This window comes from Pseudomonas frederiksbergensis, assembly GCF_001952935.1.
In the GTDB taxonomy this organism is placed as follows: domain Bacteria; phylum Pseudomonadota; class Gammaproteobacteria; order Pseudomonadales; family Pseudomonadaceae; genus Aquipseudomonas; species Aquipseudomonas frederiksbergensis.
The window spans coordinates 1,408,146-1,426,192 of sequence record NZ_CP018319.1; the positions used below are offsets into that span (position 1 = coordinate 1,408,146).

18 protein-coding genes are annotated in these 18,047 nt (G+C 59.4%); 5 read left to right on the plus strand and 13 right to left on the minus strand.

Features of this window, described 5'->3' with window-relative positions:
* Positions 1-155: 155 nt before the first annotated feature.
* From cysN to PFAS1_RS06790, 3 genes are all read right to left on the minus strand, one after another.
* Complete coding sequence (cysN, locus tag PFAS1_RS06775; protein WP_076028631.1) at positions 156-2,054, minus strand: sulfate adenylyltransferase subunit CysN; 1,899 nt, start codon at positions 2,052-2,054, stop codon at positions 156-158.
* A gap of 9 nt (positions 2,055-2,063) precedes the next feature.
* Positions 2,064-2,981, minus strand: a complete 918-nt coding sequence (cysD, locus tag PFAS1_RS06780) for a sulfate adenylyltransferase subunit CysD (protein ID WP_030128620.1) — start codon at positions 2,979-2,981, stop codon at positions 2,064-2,066.
* A gap of 248 nt (positions 2,982-3,229) precedes the next feature.
* Complete coding sequence (locus PFAS1_RS06790; protein WP_076028633.1) at positions 3,230-3,988, minus strand: Nif3-like dinuclear metal center hexameric protein; 759 nt, start codon at positions 3,986-3,988, stop codon at positions 3,230-3,232.
* Between the two features lie 102 nt (positions 3,989-4,090).
* Here PFAS1_RS06790 and algW point away from each other — a divergent pair, with 102 nt between their 5' ends.
* The 3 genes from algW (at position 4,091) to PFAS1_RS06805 (ending at position 8,199) form a co-directional block, all read left to right on the plus strand.
* Positions 4,091-5,251, plus strand: coding sequence for a Do family serine endopeptidase AlgW (algW, locus tag PFAS1_RS06795; RefSeq protein WP_074873802.1), 1,161 nt, complete (start codon positions 4,091-4,093; stop codon positions 5,249-5,251).
* Between the two features lie 110 nt (positions 5,252-5,361).
* Complete coding sequence (locus PFAS1_RS06800; RefSeq protein ID WP_076028634.1) at positions 5,362-7,467, plus strand: TonB-dependent siderophore receptor; 2,106 nt, start codon at positions 5,362-5,364, stop codon at positions 7,465-7,467.
* A gap of 12 nt (positions 7,468-7,479) precedes the next feature.
* Positions 7,480-8,199, plus strand: a complete 720-nt coding sequence (locus PFAS1_RS06805; RefSeq protein ID WP_074873800.1) for a DUF4198 domain-containing protein — start codon at positions 7,480-7,482, stop codon at positions 8,197-8,199.
* A gap of 116 nt (positions 8,200-8,315) precedes the next feature.
* On the opposite strand, the gene hisC is transcribed toward PFAS1_RS06805, so the two are convergent.
* The 10 genes from hisC to PFAS1_RS06855 all read right to left on the minus strand — a co-directional run bounded on the left by hisC (position 8,316) and on the right by PFAS1_RS06855 (position 16,269).
* Positions 8,316-9,368: a histidinol-phosphate transaminase gene (gene hisC, locus PFAS1_RS06810; protein ID WP_076028635.1), complete on the minus strand. Its 1,053-nt coding sequence runs from the start codon at positions 9,366-9,368 to the stop codon at positions 8,316-8,318.
* A gap of 2 nt (positions 9,369-9,370) precedes the next feature.
* Entirely contained in the window at positions 9,371-10,696 is a 1,326-nt protein-coding gene (hisD, locus tag PFAS1_RS06815) for a histidinol dehydrogenase (protein ID WP_074873798.1), read from the minus strand.
* A 125-nt stretch (positions 10,697-10,821) separates the two neighbouring features.
* On the minus strand, positions 10,822-11,457 hold the full coding sequence (gene hisG, locus PFAS1_RS06820) for an ATP phosphoribosyltransferase (protein WP_007901570.1): 636 nt from the start codon (positions 11,455-11,457) through the stop codon (positions 10,822-10,824).
* Between the two features lie 127 nt (positions 11,458-11,584).
* The gene (gene murA, locus PFAS1_RS06825) at positions 11,585-12,850 is read right to left on the minus strand and encodes a UDP-N-acetylglucosamine 1-carboxyvinyltransferase (RefSeq protein ID WP_046052892.1); all 1,266 of its coding nucleotides are present in this window, start codon (positions 12,848-12,850) and stop codon (positions 11,585-11,587) included.
* A gap of 22 nt (positions 12,851-12,872) precedes the next feature.
* Positions 12,873-13,112: a BolA family protein gene (locus PFAS1_RS06830; RefSeq protein ID WP_076028636.1), complete on the minus strand. Its 240-nt coding sequence runs from the start codon at positions 13,110-13,112 to the stop codon at positions 12,873-12,875.
* A 113-nt stretch (positions 13,113-13,225) separates the two neighbouring features.
* Positions 13,226-13,531 carry an STAS domain-containing protein gene (locus PFAS1_RS06835; RefSeq protein ID WP_076028637.1) on the minus strand — a complete coding sequence of 102 codons (306 nt, stop codon included), beginning with the start codon at positions 13,529-13,531 and terminating at the stop codon, positions 13,226-13,228.
* The gene (locus PFAS1_RS06840; RefSeq protein WP_076028638.1) at positions 13,528-14,184 is read right to left on the minus strand and encodes an MlaC/ttg2D family ABC transporter substrate-binding protein; all 657 of its coding nucleotides are present in this window, start codon (positions 14,182-14,184) and stop codon (positions 13,528-13,530) included. Before PFAS1_RS06840 ends, PFAS1_RS06835 begins: the two co-directional genes overlap by 4 nt.
* Before the next feature lie 11 nt (positions 14,185-14,195).
* Positions 14,196-14,663 carry an outer membrane lipid asymmetry maintenance protein MlaD gene (gene mlaD / locus PFAS1_RS06845; RefSeq protein WP_008150743.1) on the minus strand — a complete coding sequence of 156 codons (468 nt, stop codon included), beginning with the start codon at positions 14,661-14,663 and terminating at the stop codon, positions 14,196-14,198.
* Positions 14,663-15,460, minus strand: a complete 798-nt coding sequence (gene mlaE / locus PFAS1_RS06850) for a lipid asymmetry maintenance ABC transporter permease subunit MlaE (RefSeq protein WP_008150745.1) — start codon at positions 15,458-15,460, stop codon at positions 14,663-14,665. Before mlaE ends, mlaD begins: the two co-directional genes overlap by 1 nt.
* Positions 15,460-16,269 (minus strand): ATP-binding cassette domain-containing protein, encoded by an 810-nt coding sequence (locus PFAS1_RS06855; protein WP_046045860.1) that lies wholly within the window; start codon positions 16,267-16,269, stop codon positions 15,460-15,462. Before PFAS1_RS06855 ends, mlaE begins: the two co-directional genes overlap by 1 nt.
* 276 nt (positions 16,270-16,545) lie before the next feature.
* Between PFAS1_RS06855 and PFAS1_RS06860 the strand changes: the two genes are divergently transcribed.
* Positions 16,546-17,520 (plus strand): KpsF/GutQ family sugar-phosphate isomerase, encoded by a 975-nt coding sequence (locus tag PFAS1_RS06860; protein ID WP_074873795.1) that lies wholly within the window; start codon positions 16,546-16,548, stop codon positions 17,518-17,520.
* Positions 17,520-18,044, plus strand: a complete 525-nt coding sequence (locus PFAS1_RS06865) for a KdsC family phosphatase (RefSeq protein ID WP_076028639.1) — start codon at positions 17,520-17,522, stop codon at positions 18,042-18,044. Before PFAS1_RS06860 ends, PFAS1_RS06865 begins: the two co-directional genes overlap by 1 nt.
* The last annotated feature ends 3 nt before the right edge of the window (positions 18,045-18,047 follow it).

Sequence of the window (18,047 nt, forward strand, 5' to 3'; positions counted from 1 at the left end):
GCAAGCCCGCTCCCACATTGGATCTTCATGAGACACAAGTTTTGTGTACGACAGAAATCCACTGTGGGAGCGGGCTTGCTCGCGAAGGCGTTCTCCCAGACACAAAAAACCCGCCGATGATCACTCATCGGCGGGTTTTTATTAGCGGCTAACGCTTAGATCGCGCCACGCTTGCGCAGCAGATCCAGCACTTGCTTGACGCTTTCTTCCAGCGACAGCGACTGGGTATCGACCACGAGGTCGGCGTCCAGCGGCACGTCGTACGGGAAGGAATCGCCCGGGATGTTATCCCCGGCCGCCGCGTACAGGCCTTGTGGGTCACGCTCGGCACAGACTGTCGGCGAGGCCTGGACGTAGACCGTCAGCAGACGCTCCTTGCCGATCAGCTCGCGAGCCTGCTCACGACCTTCGGCACTCGGCGCAACGAAGGCTGCCAAAGTCAACAAACCGGCTTCGTTGAACTGACGCGCAACGTGCGCCGCACGACGCCAGTTCTCGGTACGCCCGGCACGATCCTGCGGCAGACCTTTGTTCAGGTCGTGACGCAGGTTCTGGCCATCGAGTACAAACACCGCGCGGCCCATATCGAACAGCTTGCGTTCAACGGCATAAGCCAGGGTGCTTTTGCCCGCGCCCGACAAGCCGCTGAACAACACGGTAGCCGGTTGCTGGCCGAAGCGCTGGGCGCGTTCTTCGGTGGCGACGTGCGCCAGTTTGCCGTGATGGGTGCTGGTGCCATGGCTCAACGGCTGAGCGATGATCATGCCGGCAGCGACGGTGCCATTGGTCAGTCGATCGATGACGATGAACGAACCGGTGGTGCGGTTGCTCGCGTAACCGTCCAGCGCAATGGCCGCGTCGAGGCTGATCTTCACCCGACCGATTTCGTTCAGGTGCAACGAACTGGCCGGACCTTCTTCCAGGGTGTTCACGTCAACGCGATTGACGATGCTGGTGATCGAACCCGGCACGTAAGTGGTGGCGCGCTTGATGTCGTATTTCTTGCCCGGCAGCATCGGCTCTTCGGCCATCCACACCAGCATGGCGTCGAAGGCATCGGTCACTTGCGGCTGATTGTCGGCGTGCACCAGCAAGTCACCGCGGGAGATGTCGATTTCGTCTTCCATGGTCAGCGTCACCGCTTGACCAGGACCGGCGTGCTCCAGTTCACCTTCGAAGGTGACGATGGACTTCACACGGCTGCTCTTGCCCGATGGCAACACCACGACTTCGTCGCCCTTGTGCACGACGCCGCTGGCCAGCGTACCGGCGAAACCACGGAAGTTCAGGTTCGGACGGTTGACGTACTGCACCGGGAAACGCAGGTCGGTGTAGTTGCGGTCGCTGGCGATCTCGACGGTTTCAAGGATTTCCATCAGCGACTGGCCGGTGTACCACGGCGAGCGCTCGGACTTGTTCACCACGTTGTCGCCCTTGAGCGCCGACATCGGCACGAAGGCCATGGTGGTCGGTTTGAACGCGATGCCTTCGGCGAACTTCAGGTAATCGGCCTTGATCGACTCGAAGACTGTTTCGTCGAAACCGTTGAGGTCCATCTTGTTGATGGCGACAACGATGTGCTTGATGCCCAGCAACGAGGCAATGAAGCTGTGGCGACGGGTCTGGGTCTGCACGCCGTAACGGGCGTCGACCAGGATGATCGCCAGGTCACAGGTGGACGCACCGGTGGCCATGTTGCGGGTGTACTGCTCATGGCCAGGGGTATCGGCGATGATGAATTTGCGCTTGGCGGTGGAGAAGTAGCGGTAAGCGACATCGATGGTGATGCCCTGCTCACGCTCGGCCTGCAGGCCGTCGACCAGCAATGCCAGGTCGATGTCATCGCCAGTGGTGCCGACTTTTTTCGAGTCGCGGGTGATGGCTTCCAGGTGATCTTCGTAGATCATCTTGGAGTCGTGCAGCAGACGCCCGATCAGGGTGCTCTTGCCGTCGTCGACGTTGCCACAGGTCAGAAAGCGCAGCATTTCCTTGCGTTCGTGCTGGCCCAGGTAGGCGAGGATGTCCTCGCTGATCAAATCAGATGCGTGCGACATGACAACCCCTTAGAAATAACCCTGACGTTTCTTTTCTTCCATCGAGCCTGCGCCATCGTGATCGATGACCCGGCCCTGGCGTTCGGAAGTTCGCGTCAGGAGCATTTCCTGAATGATGTCGGTCAGGCTGGTGGCCTCGGACTCGACCGCACCGGTCAACGGGTAGTCGCCCAGCGTACGGAAGCGGACCTTCTTCTTGACGATGCGCGCCTTGTCTTCATCGCTCAGGTGATTGAGCAGGCGTTCGTCGTCGATCATGATCCAGGTGCCGTTCATCTCGATGACGTCGCGCTCGGCGGCGAAATACAGCGGCACAATCGGGATGCCTTCGAGGTAGATGTACTGCCAGATGTCCAGTTCGGTCCAGTTCGACAACGGGAAAACACGGATCGATTCGCCCTTGTTGACCTTGCCGTTGTAGACGTTCCACAACTCTGGACGCTGGTTTTTCGGGTCCCAGCGGTGCTTGGTATCGCGGAAGGAATACACGCGCTCTTTGGCACGGGATTTCTCTTCGTCACGACGGGCACCACCGAAAGCGGCGTCGAAACCGTACTTGTCGAGGGCCTGCTTGAGGCCTTCGGTTTTCATGATATCGGTGTGCTTGGCGCTGCCGTGGGTGAGCGGGTTGATGCCCTGCGCAACACCCTCGGGATTCACGTGTACCAGCAGGTCAAGGCCGAGCTCTTCGACCATGCGGTCGCGGAACGCGTACATTTCCTTGAACTTCCACCGGGTGTCGACGTGCATCACCGGGAACGGCAGCTTGCCCGGGAAGAATGCCTTGCGCGCAAGGTGCAGCATCACGGCGGAGTCTTTACCGACGGAGTACAGCATCACCGGGTTATCGAACTCGGCGGCGACCTCGCGGATGATGTGGATGCTTTCGGCCTCCAGCTGTTTCAGATGCGTCAGTTTGTCGACCATGGCTACTCACGAAAACGATCTTATGGACGGCCAGCGGGCCGTGTTCGAGCGAGGAATCCTAGCACAGCGTCCTCTTCTAATCAGGACGCCGACTAGATCGAAAGGGTATATGAATATACCTGCCCGTTCGGGTGTACCGGGTCCTGTGGGAGTGAGCCTGCTCGCGATAGCGGTGTGTCAGTTGCATCAATGTCGAATGTGACGCAGCCATCGCGAGCAGGCTCGCTCCTACAGTGGGTATGGGTGATTCAGATAGGATTCGGGCAATCGATGAAGATGTGCTCAAGGGCAAAGCGTCGGGCCAGATAATCGCCCAACGCCTGCACGCCATAGCGCTCGGTGGCGTGATGGCCGGCGGCGATGAAACTGATGTCATTTTCCCGAGCGCTGTGGAAGGTCTGCTCGGACGCCTCGCCGCTGAGGTACAAGTCGACGCCAGCCAGCACGGCCTGATCGATGTAACCCTGGCCGCCACCGGTACACCAGCCAACGCGGCGAATCATCTCGCTGCCTTCGATCAGCAACGGTTCGCGGCCCATGGCTTCTTGTACGCGACGGGCAAAATCACGGGCCGTCACCGGTTCGTTCAATGAACCGACCAGGCCGACAACTTTGAGGTTGTCCGGATCCAATGGGCCTTCCACAGTGATATCGAGCTGACGTGCCAGCTGAACGTTATTGCCGACTTCCGGGTGCAGATCCAGCGGCAAGTGATAAGACAACAGGCTGATATCGTGCTTGAGCAGGGTTTTCAACCGACGCTGCTTCATGCCGGTGATGCACGGATTCTCGCCCTTCCAGAAATAGCCGTGATGCACCAGTATCAGGTCGGCGCGGACTTCCACAGCGGCGTCGAGCAATGCCTGGCTGGCGGTGACGCCACTGACGATGCGCATGACCTGCGGCCGGCCTTCGACCTGCAACCCATTGGGGCAGTAATCGGCAATCTTTGCACTGTTAAGGTAACGGTCGGCTTCTTCGACCAGGGTGCTCAGGGCGACGGCCATAAAAGACTCCTAAATATCCCGTTCAGAGGCACGTTTCGCCTCGTATAATGCGCGACATTATGGGCGGTCTCATACCGCCTGCAACCTCTCAGGACGTGCTTAATGCTCAAGGCGCTGCGTTTTTCCGGCTGGCCGCTGTTGGCCGGCGTGCTTATCGCTCTGTTAATCATCCAGCGTTACCCGGAGTGGGTCGGGCTCCCAAGCCTTGACGTCAATATGCAACAAGCCCCGCAAACCACCACCATGCAACAGGGTCCGGTGTCCTATGCCGACGCGGTGACCACGGCTGCGCCCTCGGTGGTCAACCTGTACACCACCAAAGTCGTCAACAAACCGAACCATCCGCTGTTCGAGGACCCACAGTTTCGCCGCTTCTTCGGCGACAACTCGCCCAAACAGAAGCGCATGGAGTCGAGCCTTGGCTCCGGCGTGATCATGAGCCCGGAAGGTTACCTGCTGACCAACAACCACGTGACCAGCGGCGCCGACCAGATTGTGGTGGCGCTCAAGGACGGGCGTGAGACCCTGGCCCGAGTGATCGGCAGCGACCCGGAAACCGACCTCGCGGTCCTGAAGATCGACTTGAAGAATCTTCCATCGATCACTGTCGGTCGTTCCGACAATATCCGCATCGGCGACGTGGCGTTGGCCATCGGCAACCCGTTCGGCGTCGGCCAGACCGTGACCATGGGCATCATCAGCGCCACCGGGCGCAATCAGCTGGGCCTGAACAACTACGAAGACTTCATCCAGACCGACGCGGCGATCAACCCCGGCAACTCCGGCGGTGCGCTGGTGGATGCCAACGGCAACCTGACTGGCATCAACACGGCGATTTTCTCCAAGTCCGGCGGTTCGCAGGGCATCGGTTTCGCCATCCCGGTGAAACTGGCCATGGAAGTGATGAAGTCGATCATCGAGCACGGCCAGGTGATTCGCGGCTGGCTCGGTATCGAAGTGCAGCCGTTGAGCCAGGAACTGGCGGAATCGTTTGGCCTGTCGGGGCGCCCGGGCATTGTGGTCGCGGGAATTTTCCGTGACGGCCCGGCACAGAAGGCCGGACTGCAACTGGGTGACGTGATCCTCAGCATCGACGGCGAACCGGCCGGCGATGGTCGTCGTTCGATGAACCAGGTCGCGCGGATCAAACCGACCGACAAGGTCACGATCCAGGTGATGCGCAACGGCAAAGAGCTCAAGCTCACCGCCGAGATCGGTCTGCGTCCGCCACCTGCTCCCATCAAGGAAAAAGAACAAGAGTAAGCCGAGAGGAGCTGCGGCCTCAGCAGCTCCATAACTGCAAAGCTGTTAACAGCAGACATTCTCATTAGGCATGTTATATTGTTTCAATATCACTATTGGAACAACATAACATGTCGTCTCGAACAATGGTTTCCCTCGCAGGCCTGGCCCTCGGTTTGCTGGGGGATCCGGTCTTCGCCGAAGAAACGCAAACCGTTGAGCTGGACGCCATCAGCGTCACCTCCGACTACGAATCCCCCACTGGCCCGGTCCAGGGTTACCGCGCCACGCGCTCCTCCAGCGCAACCAAAACCGACACCGCCCTTCGCGATATCCCGCAATCGATCAGTGTGATTCCCGTCAGCGTGCTCAAGGACCTGGGTAGCACCAGCGTCGAACGCGCGCTGGATTTTGCCGGTGGCGTGTCGAAACAGAACAACTTCGGCGGCCTGACACTCTACGAATACAGCGTGCGCGGCTTCACCACGTCGGAGTTCTACAAGGATGGTTTCAGCGCCAACCGCGGCTATCCAAGCGCCCCGGACGTGGCCAACGTCGAACGCATCGAAGTGCTCAAAGGCCCGGCCGCCAGCCTCTATGGTCGTGGCGATCCGGGCGGCACGGTGAACATCGTCACCAAAAAACCCCAGCCCGAAGCCTTCACCACACTGCAAACCAGCGCCGGCAGTTGGGATCGTTATCGCACCGCCGTGGACGTCAACACACCGCTGGATGCTGACGGCAATGTTCTGTCCCGGGTAAATCTGGCCGTCGAAGACAACCACAGCTTCCGCGATCACATCGACAGTCAGCGCGTGTTCGTTGCGCCTTCGTTCAGCTGGCAACTGAACCCGGACACCAGCCTGTTGGTGGAGAGCGAGTTCGTGCGCCACAGCTCGACCTTCGATCGCGGTATCGTCGCGCCGAACAATAAATGGAGCGGTGTCTCCCGTTCCACCTTCCTTGGTGAACCCAACGACGGCGACATCGACAACCACAACAATCTGCTGCAAGCCGCCCTCGAACATCATCTCAACGACCGCTGGAAACTACGCCTCGCCAGCCATTACAAGGAAGGCAAGCTCTGGGGCTTCGCCTCCGAAACTCGTCCCTTGAACGCCGACGGCCACACCGTCAACCGCCGCTATCGCGAGCGCGACACCAACTGGCACGACAGCATCACCCAGCTCGAACTGCGCGGTATGTTCGACATCGGCAGCTGGCAACACGAACTGCTGATCGGCAGCGAATACGAGAATTTCCGCAAGAACGAACGGGTCACAACCATTGCCGGCGGTCCTTACGCCATCGATATCTACCGGCCGATTTATGGCCAGCCGAAACCCAATGGCGCACGCTCCGGGACCGACTTCTTCGAGCACGTCGAAAGCCAGGCGTTGAACCTTCAAGACCAGATCGTCTTCACCGACAAACTGCGCGGCATGCTCGGTGCGCGCTTCGAACATTTCGAACAACGCATCGACGATCACAGCCGCAATGCGACCAGCCGCCAGCGCCACGACGCACTGACCCAACGGGCCGGGCTGCTCTACCAATTGACGCCCGAAGTGGGGTTATTCACCAACGTCTCCACCTCCTTCAAACCGAACAACGGCCTGGATGCCGCCGGCAAATCTTTCGACCCGGAAGAAGGCGTCGGTTATGAAGTCGGGCTCAAGAGCGAACTGTTCGACGACCGCTTGAGCAGCACCCTCGCCGCCTTCCATATCGAAAAGGAAAACGTCCTGGCGCTCGATCCGGCGACCGACTCCAGCCGCGCCATGGGCAAGGCTCGCAGCCAGGGTGTCGACCTGCAAGTCACCGGGCAAGTCACCGACGCGGTGCGAGTGATCGGTGCCTTCGCTTACATCGACGCCGAAGTCACCCAAGGCGACAAGGTGATTCCCACCGGCAGCCGAATTCTCGGTGTGGCCAAACGCAGCGGCAGTGTGCTGGGCGTTTATGAATTTCAGAATGGTCATTTGCGCGGCTCGGACCTTGGCGCAGCGTTCACCTATGTCGGTGATCGGTCGGGCGAAGCCGGCAGCGATTTCGAACTGCCGGCCTACCACACCGTCGACCTGCTGGCCCATTACAAGGCCAGCGAAAACGTCACCGTGGGCCTGAACCTGAACAACCTTTTCGACGAAAAATACTTCGAGCGCTCTTACAGCAACTACTGGGTCAACCCCGGCGAGCCGCGCAATTTCACCGTCAGCCTGACACTCAATCTGTAAAAGGAAATCACCATGCAAAACCTCAAACCCCTGGCGCTGCTTGGACTGCTGTTCGCCACTGAAGTCTCGGCCCATGGCCTGTGGACCGAAGAACGTCGCGGCAACATTGAAGTCATCTACGGCCACGGCGCCGAAGATAACGCCTTCAAGGCGCAGAAAATCAGTGGCGCGTGGGCTTATGACGTCGCCGGAAAAATGATCCCGGTGAGCGTGCAACGGCTGGCCGACCACGCCCGCCTGCAGCCGTTGAAACCGCCGGCGGTGATGGCCGTGGCGCTGGACAATGGCATGTGGTCGCAGACGCCGGATAAAAAATGGATCAACGAAGGACGCAGCAAAGTACCGGGGGCCATTGAGTCGACCCAGACCTTCAAGTACAGCCTGGCGATCTACCAGCCGGGGGCGAAACTGCCGAAGCTTGATCAGATGAAACTGCTGATTCTGCCGGAGGTTGATCCGTTGACTGTCGGGCCGGGTAAATCGTTACCGGTTCGAGTGCTATTGGATGGTAAGCCGGCGGCGGGCGTGAAGTTGGTAGGCGACTATCGTAGCGCGCCGAATACCTTGAGCACCGAGACCGACGCAGAGGGCCGGGCGCAAGTATTGGTGCGTAATGAAGGGTTGAATGTGATTTCGGCGCAGATGGAGATTTCGCTGAAGGACAACCCGGATGTGGCCACGCGTGGGCTGTTCACGTCGCTGACCTTCCTCGGCGAAGCGCATCACGAGTAACCCCCACACCTTTGTGGGAGCGAGCCTGCTCGCGATAGCGGCATTGCATTCAACATCAATGCTGAATGTTATGGCCTCATCGCGAGCAGGCTCGCTCCTACAGGATCGGGGAAGTCTTACAGGTAGCCGAGGCCGTCGATCAGCGCCTGATTCTGTTCTGGCGTACCGATGGAAATCCGCAGGAACTGGGCAATCCGTTCCTGCTTGAAGTGCCGAACGATCACCCCTTGCTCACGCAACTTCGCCGCCAGCCCTGCCGCATCGTGTTTCGGATGACGGGCGAAGATGAAGTTCGCCGCCGACGGCAACACTTCAAAGCCTTTCGCTTGCAGTTGCGCAACGACCTTTTCACGATGCTCGATGACCAACCGGCAGGTCTTGTCGAAGTACTCGCGATCTTCGAACGCTGCGGCTGCACCGACATTTGCCAGACGATCCAGCGGATAGGAGTTGAAGCTGTTCTTGATCCGCTCCAGCGCCTCGATCAGGTCCGGGTGCCCCACCGCCAGCCCCACCCTCAGGCCGGCCAGCGAACGGGACTTGGACAGGGTCTGGGTCACCAGCAGGTTTGGATAACGATCCACCAGACTGATCGCCGTCTCACCACCGAAATCGATGTAAGCCTCATCCACCACGACTACTGAATCCGGGCTCGCCTTGAGGATTTGCTCAACAGCGTCCAGCGCCAACAGGCAGCCCGTCGGTGCGTTCGGATTCGGGAAGATGATCCCGCCGTTCGGCTTGGCATAGTCCACCGGGTTGATCTGGAACTGCTCGTCCAGCGGCACCGCGTCGAAGGCAATGCCGTACAACCCGCAGTAAACCGGATAGAAGCTGTAGCTGATGTCCGGGAACAGCACTGGATGATCGTGTTGCAGCAAGCCGTGGAAAATGTGCGCCAGTACTTCGTCGGAACCGTTGCCGAGAAATACCTGATTGCTCTGCACGCCGTAATAACTGGCCACCGCGTTTTTCAGCAGATCGCTGTTCGGGTCCGGGTACAGACGCAAGTTGTCATTCAGTTCGGTCTGCATCGCCGCCAAGGCTTTTGGCGATGGACCGTACGGGTTTTCGTTGGTGTTGAGCTTCACCAGTTTCGCCAGTTTCGGCTGCTCGCCCGGCACGTAAGGCACCAGATTCTTGACGAAGGGACTCCAGAATTTACTCATGCTTAGCTGTCCTTCTTATCGTCAACGATGCGGTATTCGGCACTGCGCGCGTGAGCGGTCAACGACTCGCCACGGGCCAGCACGGAAGCGGTTTTGCCCAGTTCCGACGCACCCTGCTCGGAGCAGAAGATGATCGACGAACGCTTCTGGAAGTCGTACACACCCAGCGGCGAGGAGAATCGCGCGGTGCCGGAGGTCGGCAGCACGTGGTTGGGGCCGGCGCAGTAGTCGCCCAAGGCCTCGGAGGTGTGACGACCCATGAAGATCGCACCCGCGTGGCGAATCTTCGGCAGCCAGGCCTGCGGATCTGCAACGGACAACTCAAGGTGTTCCGGTGCGATGCGGTTGGCCACTTCCATGGCCTGGTCCATGTCGCGGACCTTGATCAGCGCACCACGGCCATTGATCGACGTCTCAATGATCTCGGCGCGTTCCATGGTCGGTAGCAGTTTGGCGATGCTGGCGGCGACCTTGTCGAGGAACTCGGCGTCCGGGCTGACCAGGATCGCCTGGGCGTCTTCGTCGTGCTCGGCCTGGGAGAACAGGTCCATGGCGATCCAGTCCGGATCCGTCTGGCCGTCGCAGACCACGAGGATTTCGGAGGGGCCGGCGATCATGTCGATGCCGACCTGACCGAACACGTGGCGCTTGGCGGTGGCAACATAGATGTTGCCCGGACCGACCACCTTGTCGACCTTCGGCACACTTTCGGTGCCGTAAGCCAGCGCGGCGACCGCTTGGGCGCCGCCGATGGTGAACACGCGGTCGACGCCGGCGATGCAAGCGGCGGCCAGCACCAGCTCGTTGATTTCGCCACGCGGCGTCGGCACTACCATGACCACTTCGGTCACGCCGGCCACCTTGGCCGGAATCGCGTTCATCAGTACCGAGGACGGGTACGACGCCTTGCCGCCGGGTACGTACAGACCGGCGCGATCCAGCGGCGTGACCTTCTGGCCGAGCACGGTGCCGTCGGCTTCGGTGTAGGTCCAGGAATCCTGCTTCTGTTTCTCGTGGTAGCTGCGTACTCGGGACGCGGCTTTTTCCAGCGCTTCACGCTGCGGCACGGTGATTCGGGTCAGGGCCAGTTCCAGGCGCTCACGAGGCAGGATCAGGTCCGCCATGGACGCGACCTGCAGGCCGTCGAACTTCTGGGTGAACTCCACCAGCGCCGCATCGCCACGCTCACGCACGGCCTTGATGATGTCCAGCACCCGCTGATTGACCGAGTCGTCAGACACACTTTCCCAGCTCAGCAGATGATCCAGATGATGTGCAAAATCCGGGTCAGCAGCGTTGAGTCGGCGAATTGCAGTCGGTGCGGTCATAGCGAGAGCCTCATAGGAATGGCAAAAAACTCAGGTACCCGAAGCTACCATCGATCCGCTTGGGCACCTGAGAATTCTGGCTATGAGGCGGATAGACGGGCGCGACTTAACGTCGCGCAGGTAAATCAGCCGCGGTGTCGAGACTCCACTGCCTTGCGCAGGGTGTCGATCAACGCCTGGATACGGGCATGCTGCATTTTCATCGAAGCTTTGTTCACGATCAGCCGGGAGCTGATGTCGGCAATGAAATCCTGGGGTTCCAGGCCATTGGCGCGCAGGGTGTTGCCGGTGTCGACCACGTCGATGATCTTGTCTGCCAGACCGATCAGCGGCGCCAGTTCCATCGAGCCATAGAGCTTGATGATGTCGACCTGACGGCCCTGTTCGGCGTAGTAGCGCTTGGCAACGTTGACGAATTTGGTCGCCACACGCAGGCGGCCCTTGGGCTCGACATCACCGACACGGCCGGCGGTCATCAGCTTGCAGAGGGCAATTCGCAGGTCCAACGGCTCGTACAAACCCTGGCCGCCATACTCCATCAGCACATCTTTACCGGCGACGCCCAGGTCAGCGGCACCATGTTCGACGTAAGTCGGCACATCGGTGGCGCGCACGATCAGCAGACGTACATCGGCCTGGGTCGTGGGGATGATCAGCTTGCGGCTCTTGTCCGGATTCTCGGTCGGCACGATGCCCGCTTCAGCCAGAAGCGGCAGGGTGTCGTCAAGGATGCGGCCCTTGGACAGTGCGATGGTCAACATGGGAAACGTCAATCCTTATCAAGGTACTCATGCCCGGTCGCAAATGGCGCCGGACACACATCGAGCCGGAAACGGCTCGACTTGAAACGAATTCAACGGGCGCGTCCCTGCGCCCATGCAGCAGAAACTAGCCCGGTACGCGGCGGATCTTGGCGCCGAGCATCTGCAGTTTCTCTTCGATGCACTCGTAACCACGGTCGATGTGGTAGATGCGGTCGATCAAGGTGTCACCTTCAGCGATCAATGCCGAGATCACCAGGCTGGCCGAAGCGCGCAGGTCGGTGGCCATGACTGGCGCGCCCTTGAGCTTTTCGATGCCGGTAACGATGGCAGTGTTGCCTTCGACCTGGATGTGAGCGCCCATGCGATGCAGTTCGTAAACGTGCATGAAGCGGTTTTCGAAGATCGTCTCGATCACAGCGCCAGTGCCTTCGGCAATGGCGTTGAGGGAGATGAACTGCGCCTGCATGTCGGTCGGGAACGCCGGGTACGGAGCGGTACGCACGTTAACGGCTTTTGGCCGCTTGCCGTGCATGTTCAGCTCGATCCAGTCTTCGCCGCAGGTGATTTCGGCACCCGATTCCTTGAGTTTCTCAAGCACGGCTTCGAGGATGGTCGGATCGGTGTCCTTGACCTTCACACGACCGCCAGTCACAGCAGCTGCGACCAGGTAGGTGCCGGTCTCGATACGGTCAGGCATCACCTTGTAAGTGGTCGGGTGCAGACGCTCGACGCCATCGATGGTGATGGTGTCGGTGCCGGCGCCAGTGATCTTGGCGCCCATGGCGATCAGGAAGTTCGCCAGGTCGATGACTTCAGGCTCGCGAGCGGCGTTTGCCAGAACGCTGCGGCCCTTGGCCAGAGCGGCCGCCATCATGATGTTTTCGGTACCGGTCACACTGACGGTGTCGAAGAAGAAGTGCGCACCGCGCAGGCCACCTTCAGGCGCCTTGGCCTTGATGTAGCCGCCTTCGACGTCGATGACCGCGCCCATGGCTTCAAGGCCACGAATGTGCAGGTCAACCGGACGCGAACCAATGGCGCAACCGCCAGGCAGTGCGACTTCGGCTTCACCGAAACGTGCAACCATCGGGCCCAACACCAAAATCGACGCACGCATGGTTTTCACCAGTTCGTACGGGGCGATCAGGGTCTTGATGGTTCGCGGGTCGATTTCGACGCTGAGTTTCTCGTCGATCACCGGCTCGATGCCCATACGACCGAACAGCTCGATCATGGTGGTGATGTCGTGCAGGTGCGGCAGGTTGGCAACAGTCACCGGGCCATCGCACAGCAAGGTTGCAGCCAGGATCGGCAGGGCAGAGTTCTTTGCCCCGGAGATGCGGATTTCGCCATCAAGACGAACGCCACCGGTAATTATCAATTTATCCATAAGAATCTCGACGCCCTTGGGCTCAGGTGCGCTCGGCCCAGGCCGCGCTGCTGAAAAATTTCATAGTGACCGCATGGATGCTGCCATCGGTGATCCATGGGTTCAAATGGGCATAGATCTGCTGCTGACGCTTCACCGGGCTCAACGCCGCCAGTTCATCGCTAATCACGTTCAGCTGAAAGTTGCAGCCTTCGCCTTCAACTTCCACCTTGGTATCCGGCAGCTTTCCTTCAAGGAAGCTCTTCACTTCTACGGCCTGCATGCTCAACCTCAATCGGCGCCCTGTGCGCGCGGGTCGGACATCATACAAAAAAGCCCCGCGCCTGCGAACCCCGCGAAGCAGGACTCTGACGGGGGGCTTCTTTATAGATGTGGTTAGGGATGCGCCAACAGCTCGGTCAATTCACTGACCTGAGCGATTTCACGCATGTCTTCTGGCATCCCGCGGATGCTCAGCGCCTTGCCGGCCGCCTCTGCATCACGCATGAAGCACAGCAGCAGCGACAAGCCGACACTGCTGGACTTCAACACTGCCGAGCAATCGACCACCAGTGCAGCGGCTTTGCTGGATTTGATCAGCGCCTGCCCCTGCTTGCGCAAACCGGGGCCAGTGCGGTAATCCAGCATGCCGCTGAGCGCCAGCTCACCGGATTCGCTCATGCGAATCGCCGACACACTCATTGAGCTTGCGTCTCGGGTGTTTGCTTCTGGCTGGCTTCCTTGGCTTTGGCGACTTCCCCGGCCCAACCATTGATGGTCTTGTCCAGATCGTTGCCATTGCGCTGCATCGCATCAGCGAACTGATCACGGAACAGCTTGCCGATGTTGATACCGTTGATGATCACGTTGCGCAACTTCCACTCGCCATTGATCTTTTCGAGTGTGTAGGACACAGGATAGATCGCGCCGTTGGTGCCCTTGACCGTCATGGCAACACTTGTACGGTTTCCCGACTCATCCTTGGCAGGATCGACGACGATCCCCTGATTGTTGTACTCAAGCAAAGCGTTGCCATAGAACTGGAACAGACCCTTTTTGAAGTTTTCTTCAAAGGTCTTCATTTGCGCAGGCGTGGCTTTGCGCGAATATTTGACCGTCATGATGCTCTTGGAAATGCCCTCGGCATCCACAACAGGTCCGACGATGGTGTTCAGCGCCGCATAGAAGTCTTGCGGGTCTTGCTTGTACTTCTCTTTATTGGCCGACAGATCGGCAAGTAGCCGATTAGTGGTGTCCTGCACGATATCGTGCGCTGAGGGCGCTGCCACGGCGTTAGCCATCAACGGCAGGGCCGCGAGTAATACCAACAGGCCACGTCGCAAGGTAGAGATCATTCAAAGGCTCCTCATTTGGCGTCTTTACTAACGGTATTGAGCAGAAATTTACCGATCAGGTCTTCGAGTACCAGCGACGACTGTGTGTCGTGGATGGTTGAGCCATCCTTGAGCAAGCCTTCTTCGCCGCCCACGCTGAGACCAATATACTTCTCGCCCAACAGGCCAGCGGTCAGGATAGATGCAGTGGAATCAGTCGGCAGGTTATCTACGCGTTTTTCCAGCTGCATGGTCACTCGACCAGTGAAACTGTCGCGGTCCAGATCGATCGCCGTGACCTTGCCGATGGTCACACCGGCCATGGTCACTTTAGCTCTGACAGTCAAACCGGCGATATTGTCGAAATACGCATAAAGTTTATAAGTGTCGGTGGTTGCGCTCGGGGACAGGCCACTTACCCGCAGCGCCAGCAACAGCAAAGCCAGGATGCCAGCCAGCAAGAAAAGGCCGACACCGATTTCCAGGGTGCGGTTTTGCATCAGAAATCTCCAAACATCAAGGCGGTCAGAATAAAGTCCAGGCCGAGTACAGCCAAAGAGGCATACACCACGGTCTTGGTAGTGGCACGACTGATCCCCTCGGAAGTGGGCTCGCAGTCATAGCCTTGGAATACGGCAATCCAGGTCACGACAAAGGCGAAAACGATGCTTTTGATGATGCCGTTGAGCACATCGTCAGCAAAGGTCACGCTGTTCTGCATGTTGGACCAGTAGGAACCTTCATAGACCCCCAGCCAGTCGACGGCCACCCACGAACCACCCCAGATGCCCACCACGCTGAAGATCATCGCCAGCACCGGCAGGGAAATGAAGCCGGCCCACAGGCGCGGGGCAATGATGTACTTGAGCGGGTCGACACCAATCATTTCCAGACTGGACAACTGCTCGGTGGACTTCATGTTGCCGATTTCGGCAGTCAAAGCCGAACCGGCGCGCCCGGCGAACAGCAATGCCGTGACCACAGGCCCCAGTTCGCGCAACAGCGTCAGCGCAACCATCTGGCCGACCGCCTGCTCCGAACCATAGCTGGACAGAATATTGAAGCCTTGCAGCGCCAGCACCATGCCGATGAATACCCCGGAGACCACAATGATCACCAGGGACATTACGCCCACCGAATGCAGTTGCTTGATCAGCAAGCCAAAACCGCCGCCAATGCCGCCACGGCCAAGCAAGGCATGAAACAGGAATATCGCCGAACGGCCGAACACTCCCAGCACGTCAATGCCTGAGTGGCCGAACCGGCGAACCCGTTCTATCAGTGAAATCTTGCGCATCAACGCTTCCCCAGAAGATCTGCGCGGTAATCCGTCGCTGGAAAGTGATAGGCGACCGGACCGTCAGGCTCGCCTGTCATGAATTGACGGATGCGTGGCTCCTGCGAGTTCATCAGTTCCTCGGGAGTGCCCTGCCCCAATACCTGGCCTTCGCCGACGACATAGATGTAATCAGCGATGCTCGCGGTCTCGGCCAGGTCGTGGGAGACCACGATACTGGTGATGCCCAGCGCATCGTTGAGCAGGCGGATCAGGCGCACCAGCACACCCATGGCGATGGGGTCCTGGCCGACAAAGGGCTCGTCATACATGAGGATTTGCGGATCGAGGGCAATCGCCCGGGCCAGAGCGACACGACGCTTCATGCCGCCGGACAACTCGTCAGGCATCAGGTCGATGGCGCCACGCAAACCCACGGCCTGCAATTTGAGCAGGACGATGTCCCGGATCATTTCTTCCGGCAACTCGGTATGAACGCGTAGCGGAAAGGCGACGTTCTCGAACACATCGAGATCGGTGAACAGTGCACCACTCTGAAACAGCACGCCCATGTGCTTTCGCGCATCGAACAGGTCACTGCGAGACAGTTTCGGCAGGTTCTGCCCATTGACCCAGACTTCGCCTTTGGTAGGCCGCAACTGTGCGCCCATCAGCCGCAGCAGCGTAGTCTTGCCACACCCGGAAGGGCCCATGATGCCGGTGACCTTGCCGCGCGGGATACGTATATCGACGTTATTGAAAATGCTGCGCGTTCCGCGCTTGAAGGTCAGTCCCTTCAGCTCGACCGCGTAGGCTTTATCGGCACTCATCTAAACTCCTTGCGATGCAGCCTCTCACTCGGACGCCTGGCTTTCTGGCGAAAGCACATACCTCCCGGGCAGGCCGAACTGGCGGCGAACTATATCACTGCAAAGGCCAAGCGCCCAAGGCCCAAGCCGGGCCATGTTGTGCAACATGACGGGGTAAAAGCTTCTATTTAGGCGTATTCGGTAACAGGGAATGACAAAGCGCGACGAACTTGCGTGAGGGTTTCGATCATTACCGTTATAATCGCCGCCTTTTCATCAGGCTATACGATTTCTGACATGAGCCAATCCAGCGACCTGATTCAATCAGCACAACGCACCGTCCGCCTCGAACTGGAAGCCGTACAAGGCTTGTTACCCCGTATCGACGCAGATTTCGTACGCGCTTGCGAGATGATTCTGGCCAGCAAAGGGCGCGTGGTCGTGGTCGGCATGGGCAAATCGGGGCACATCGGCAACAAGATCGCCGCCACCCTGGCCAGCACCGGCACCACGGCCTTTTTCGTGCACCCGGCCGAAGCCAGCCACGGCGACATGGGCATGATCACCCGCGACGACATCATCCTGGCCCTGTCGAACTCCGGCTCTACCAATGAAATCGTCACCCTGCTGCCGCTGATCAAACGCCTGGGCATTCAATTGATCAGCATGACCGGCAATCCTGATTCACCGCTGGCGAAGGCTGCCGAGGTCAACCTTAACGTGCATGTCGAGCACGAAGCCTGCCCGCTCAACCTGGCACCGACCTCGTCGACCACTGCCGCGCTGGTCATGGGCGACGCCCTGGCCGTTGCGCTGCTGGAAGCCCGAGGTTTTACCGCCGAAGATTTCGCCTTTTCCCACCCCGGCGGCGCGCTTGGCCGACGCCTGCTGCTGAAAGTGGAAACCGTCATGCACGCCGGCGCAGAACTGCCCCAGGTGCAACGTGGCACGCTACTCAAGGACGCCTTGATGGAAATGACCCGCAAGGGCCTGGGCATGACCGCGATCGTGGAGGCCGACGGCAAACTGGCCGGGATCTTCACCGACGGCGACTTGCGCCGCACCCTTGACCGGACCATCGACATCCACCATACGACCATCGACGAAGTCATGACCGTCCACGGCAAGACCGCCCGGGCCGACATGCTCGCGGCCGAGGCTCTGAAAATCATGGAAGACCATCGAATCAACGCGCTGGTAGTGGTGGACAAGGAGGACCGTCCGATCGGCGCCTTCAACCTGTCCGATCTGCTGCGCGCAGGAGTAATGTGATGAGCACCGACCTGCTGCAACGCGGCAAGAACATCAAACTGGCGGTTTTTGACGTCGATGGCGTACTGACCGACGGACGCCTGTACTTCCTCGAAGACGGCAGCGAATTCAAGACGTTCAACACCCTCGACGGCCAAGGCATCAAGATGTTGATGGCAGCCGGCGTGCAGACCGCTATCATCAGCGGCCGCAAGACCCCGGTGGTCGAGCGACGCGCGAAGAACCTCGGTATTCCACACGTGTACCAGGGGCGCGAAGACAAACTGGTGGTGCTGGACGAGCTTCTTGCCCAACTCAACCTAAGCTATGAGCAAGTCGCCTATCTTGGTGACGACCTGCCGGACCTGCCGGTGATTCGCCGCGTCGGCCTGGGCATGGCGGTGGCAAGCGCTGCCAGTTTCGTCCGTGAACATGCCCACGGCATCACCCAGGCCCGCGGTGGCGAGGGTGCCGCTCGCGAATTCTGCGAATTGATCCTGCGCGCGCAGGGCCGCCTCGATGCGGCAAACGCCGCGTACCTGTGAGCC

Excerpts from the sequence above, each read along its gene's own strand:
- cysN (WP_076028631.1), bottom strand. The coding sequence starts at position 2,054 with ATGTCGCACGCATCTGATTTGATCAGCGAGGACATCCTCGCCTACCTG.
- cysD (WP_030128620.1), bottom strand. The coding sequence starts at position 2,981 with ATGGTCGACAAACTGACGCATCTGAAACAGCTGGAGGCCGAAAGCATC.
- PFAS1_RS06790 (WP_076028633.1), bottom strand. The coding sequence starts at position 3,988 with ATGGCCGTCGCCCTGAGCACCCTGGTCGAAGAAGCCGACCGTTACCTT.
- algW (WP_074873802.1), top strand. The coding sequence starts at position 4,091 with ATGCTCAAGGCGCTGCGTTTTTCCGGCTGGCCGCTGTTGGCCGGCGTG.
- PFAS1_RS06800 (WP_076028634.1), top strand. The coding sequence starts at position 5,362 with ATGTCGTCTCGAACAATGGTTTCCCTCGCAGGCCTGGCCCTCGGTTTG.
- PFAS1_RS06805 (WP_074873800.1), top strand. The coding sequence starts at position 7,480 with ATGCAAAACCTCAAACCCCTGGCGCTGCTTGGACTGCTGTTCGCCACT.
- hisC (WP_076028635.1), bottom strand. The coding sequence starts at position 9,368 with ATGAGTAAATTCTGGAGTCCCTTCGTCAAGAATCTGGTGCCTTACGTG.
- hisD (WP_074873798.1), bottom strand. The coding sequence starts at position 10,696 with ATGACCGCACCGACTGCAATTCGCCGACTCAACGCTGCTGACCCGGAT.
- hisG (WP_007901570.1), bottom strand. The coding sequence starts at position 11,457 with ATGTTGACCATCGCACTGTCCAAGGGCCGCATCCTTGACGACACCCTG.
- murA (WP_046052892.1), bottom strand. The coding sequence starts at position 12,850 with ATGGATAAATTGATAATTACCGGTGGCGTTCGTCTTGATGGCGAAATC.
- PFAS1_RS06830 (WP_076028636.1), bottom strand. The coding sequence starts at position 13,112 with ATGCAGGCCGTAGAAGTGAAGAGCTTCCTTGAAGGAAAGCTGCCGGAT.
- PFAS1_RS06835 (WP_076028637.1), bottom strand. The coding sequence starts at position 13,531 with ATGAGTGTGTCGGCGATTCGCATGAGCGAATCCGGTGAGCTGGCGCTC.
- PFAS1_RS06840 (WP_076028638.1), bottom strand. The coding sequence starts at position 14,184 with ATGATCTCTACCTTGCGACGTGGCCTGTTGGTATTACTCGCGGCCCTG.
- mlaD (WP_008150743.1), bottom strand. The coding sequence starts at position 14,663 with ATGCAAAACCGCACCCTGGAAATCGGTGTCGGCCTTTTCTTGCTGGCT.
- mlaE (WP_008150745.1), bottom strand. The coding sequence starts at position 15,460 with ATGCGCAAGATTTCACTGATAGAACGGGTTCGCCGGTTCGGCCACTCA.
- PFAS1_RS06855 (WP_046045860.1), bottom strand. The coding sequence starts at position 16,269 with ATGAGTGCCGATAAAGCCTACGCGGTCGAGCTGAAGGGACTGACCTTC.
- PFAS1_RS06860 (WP_074873795.1), top strand. The coding sequence starts at position 16,546 with ATGAGCCAATCCAGCGACCTGATTCAATCAGCACAACGCACCGTCCGC.
- PFAS1_RS06865 (WP_076028639.1), top strand. The coding sequence starts at position 17,520 with ATGAGCACCGACCTGCTGCAACGCGGCAAGAACATCAAACTGGCGGTT.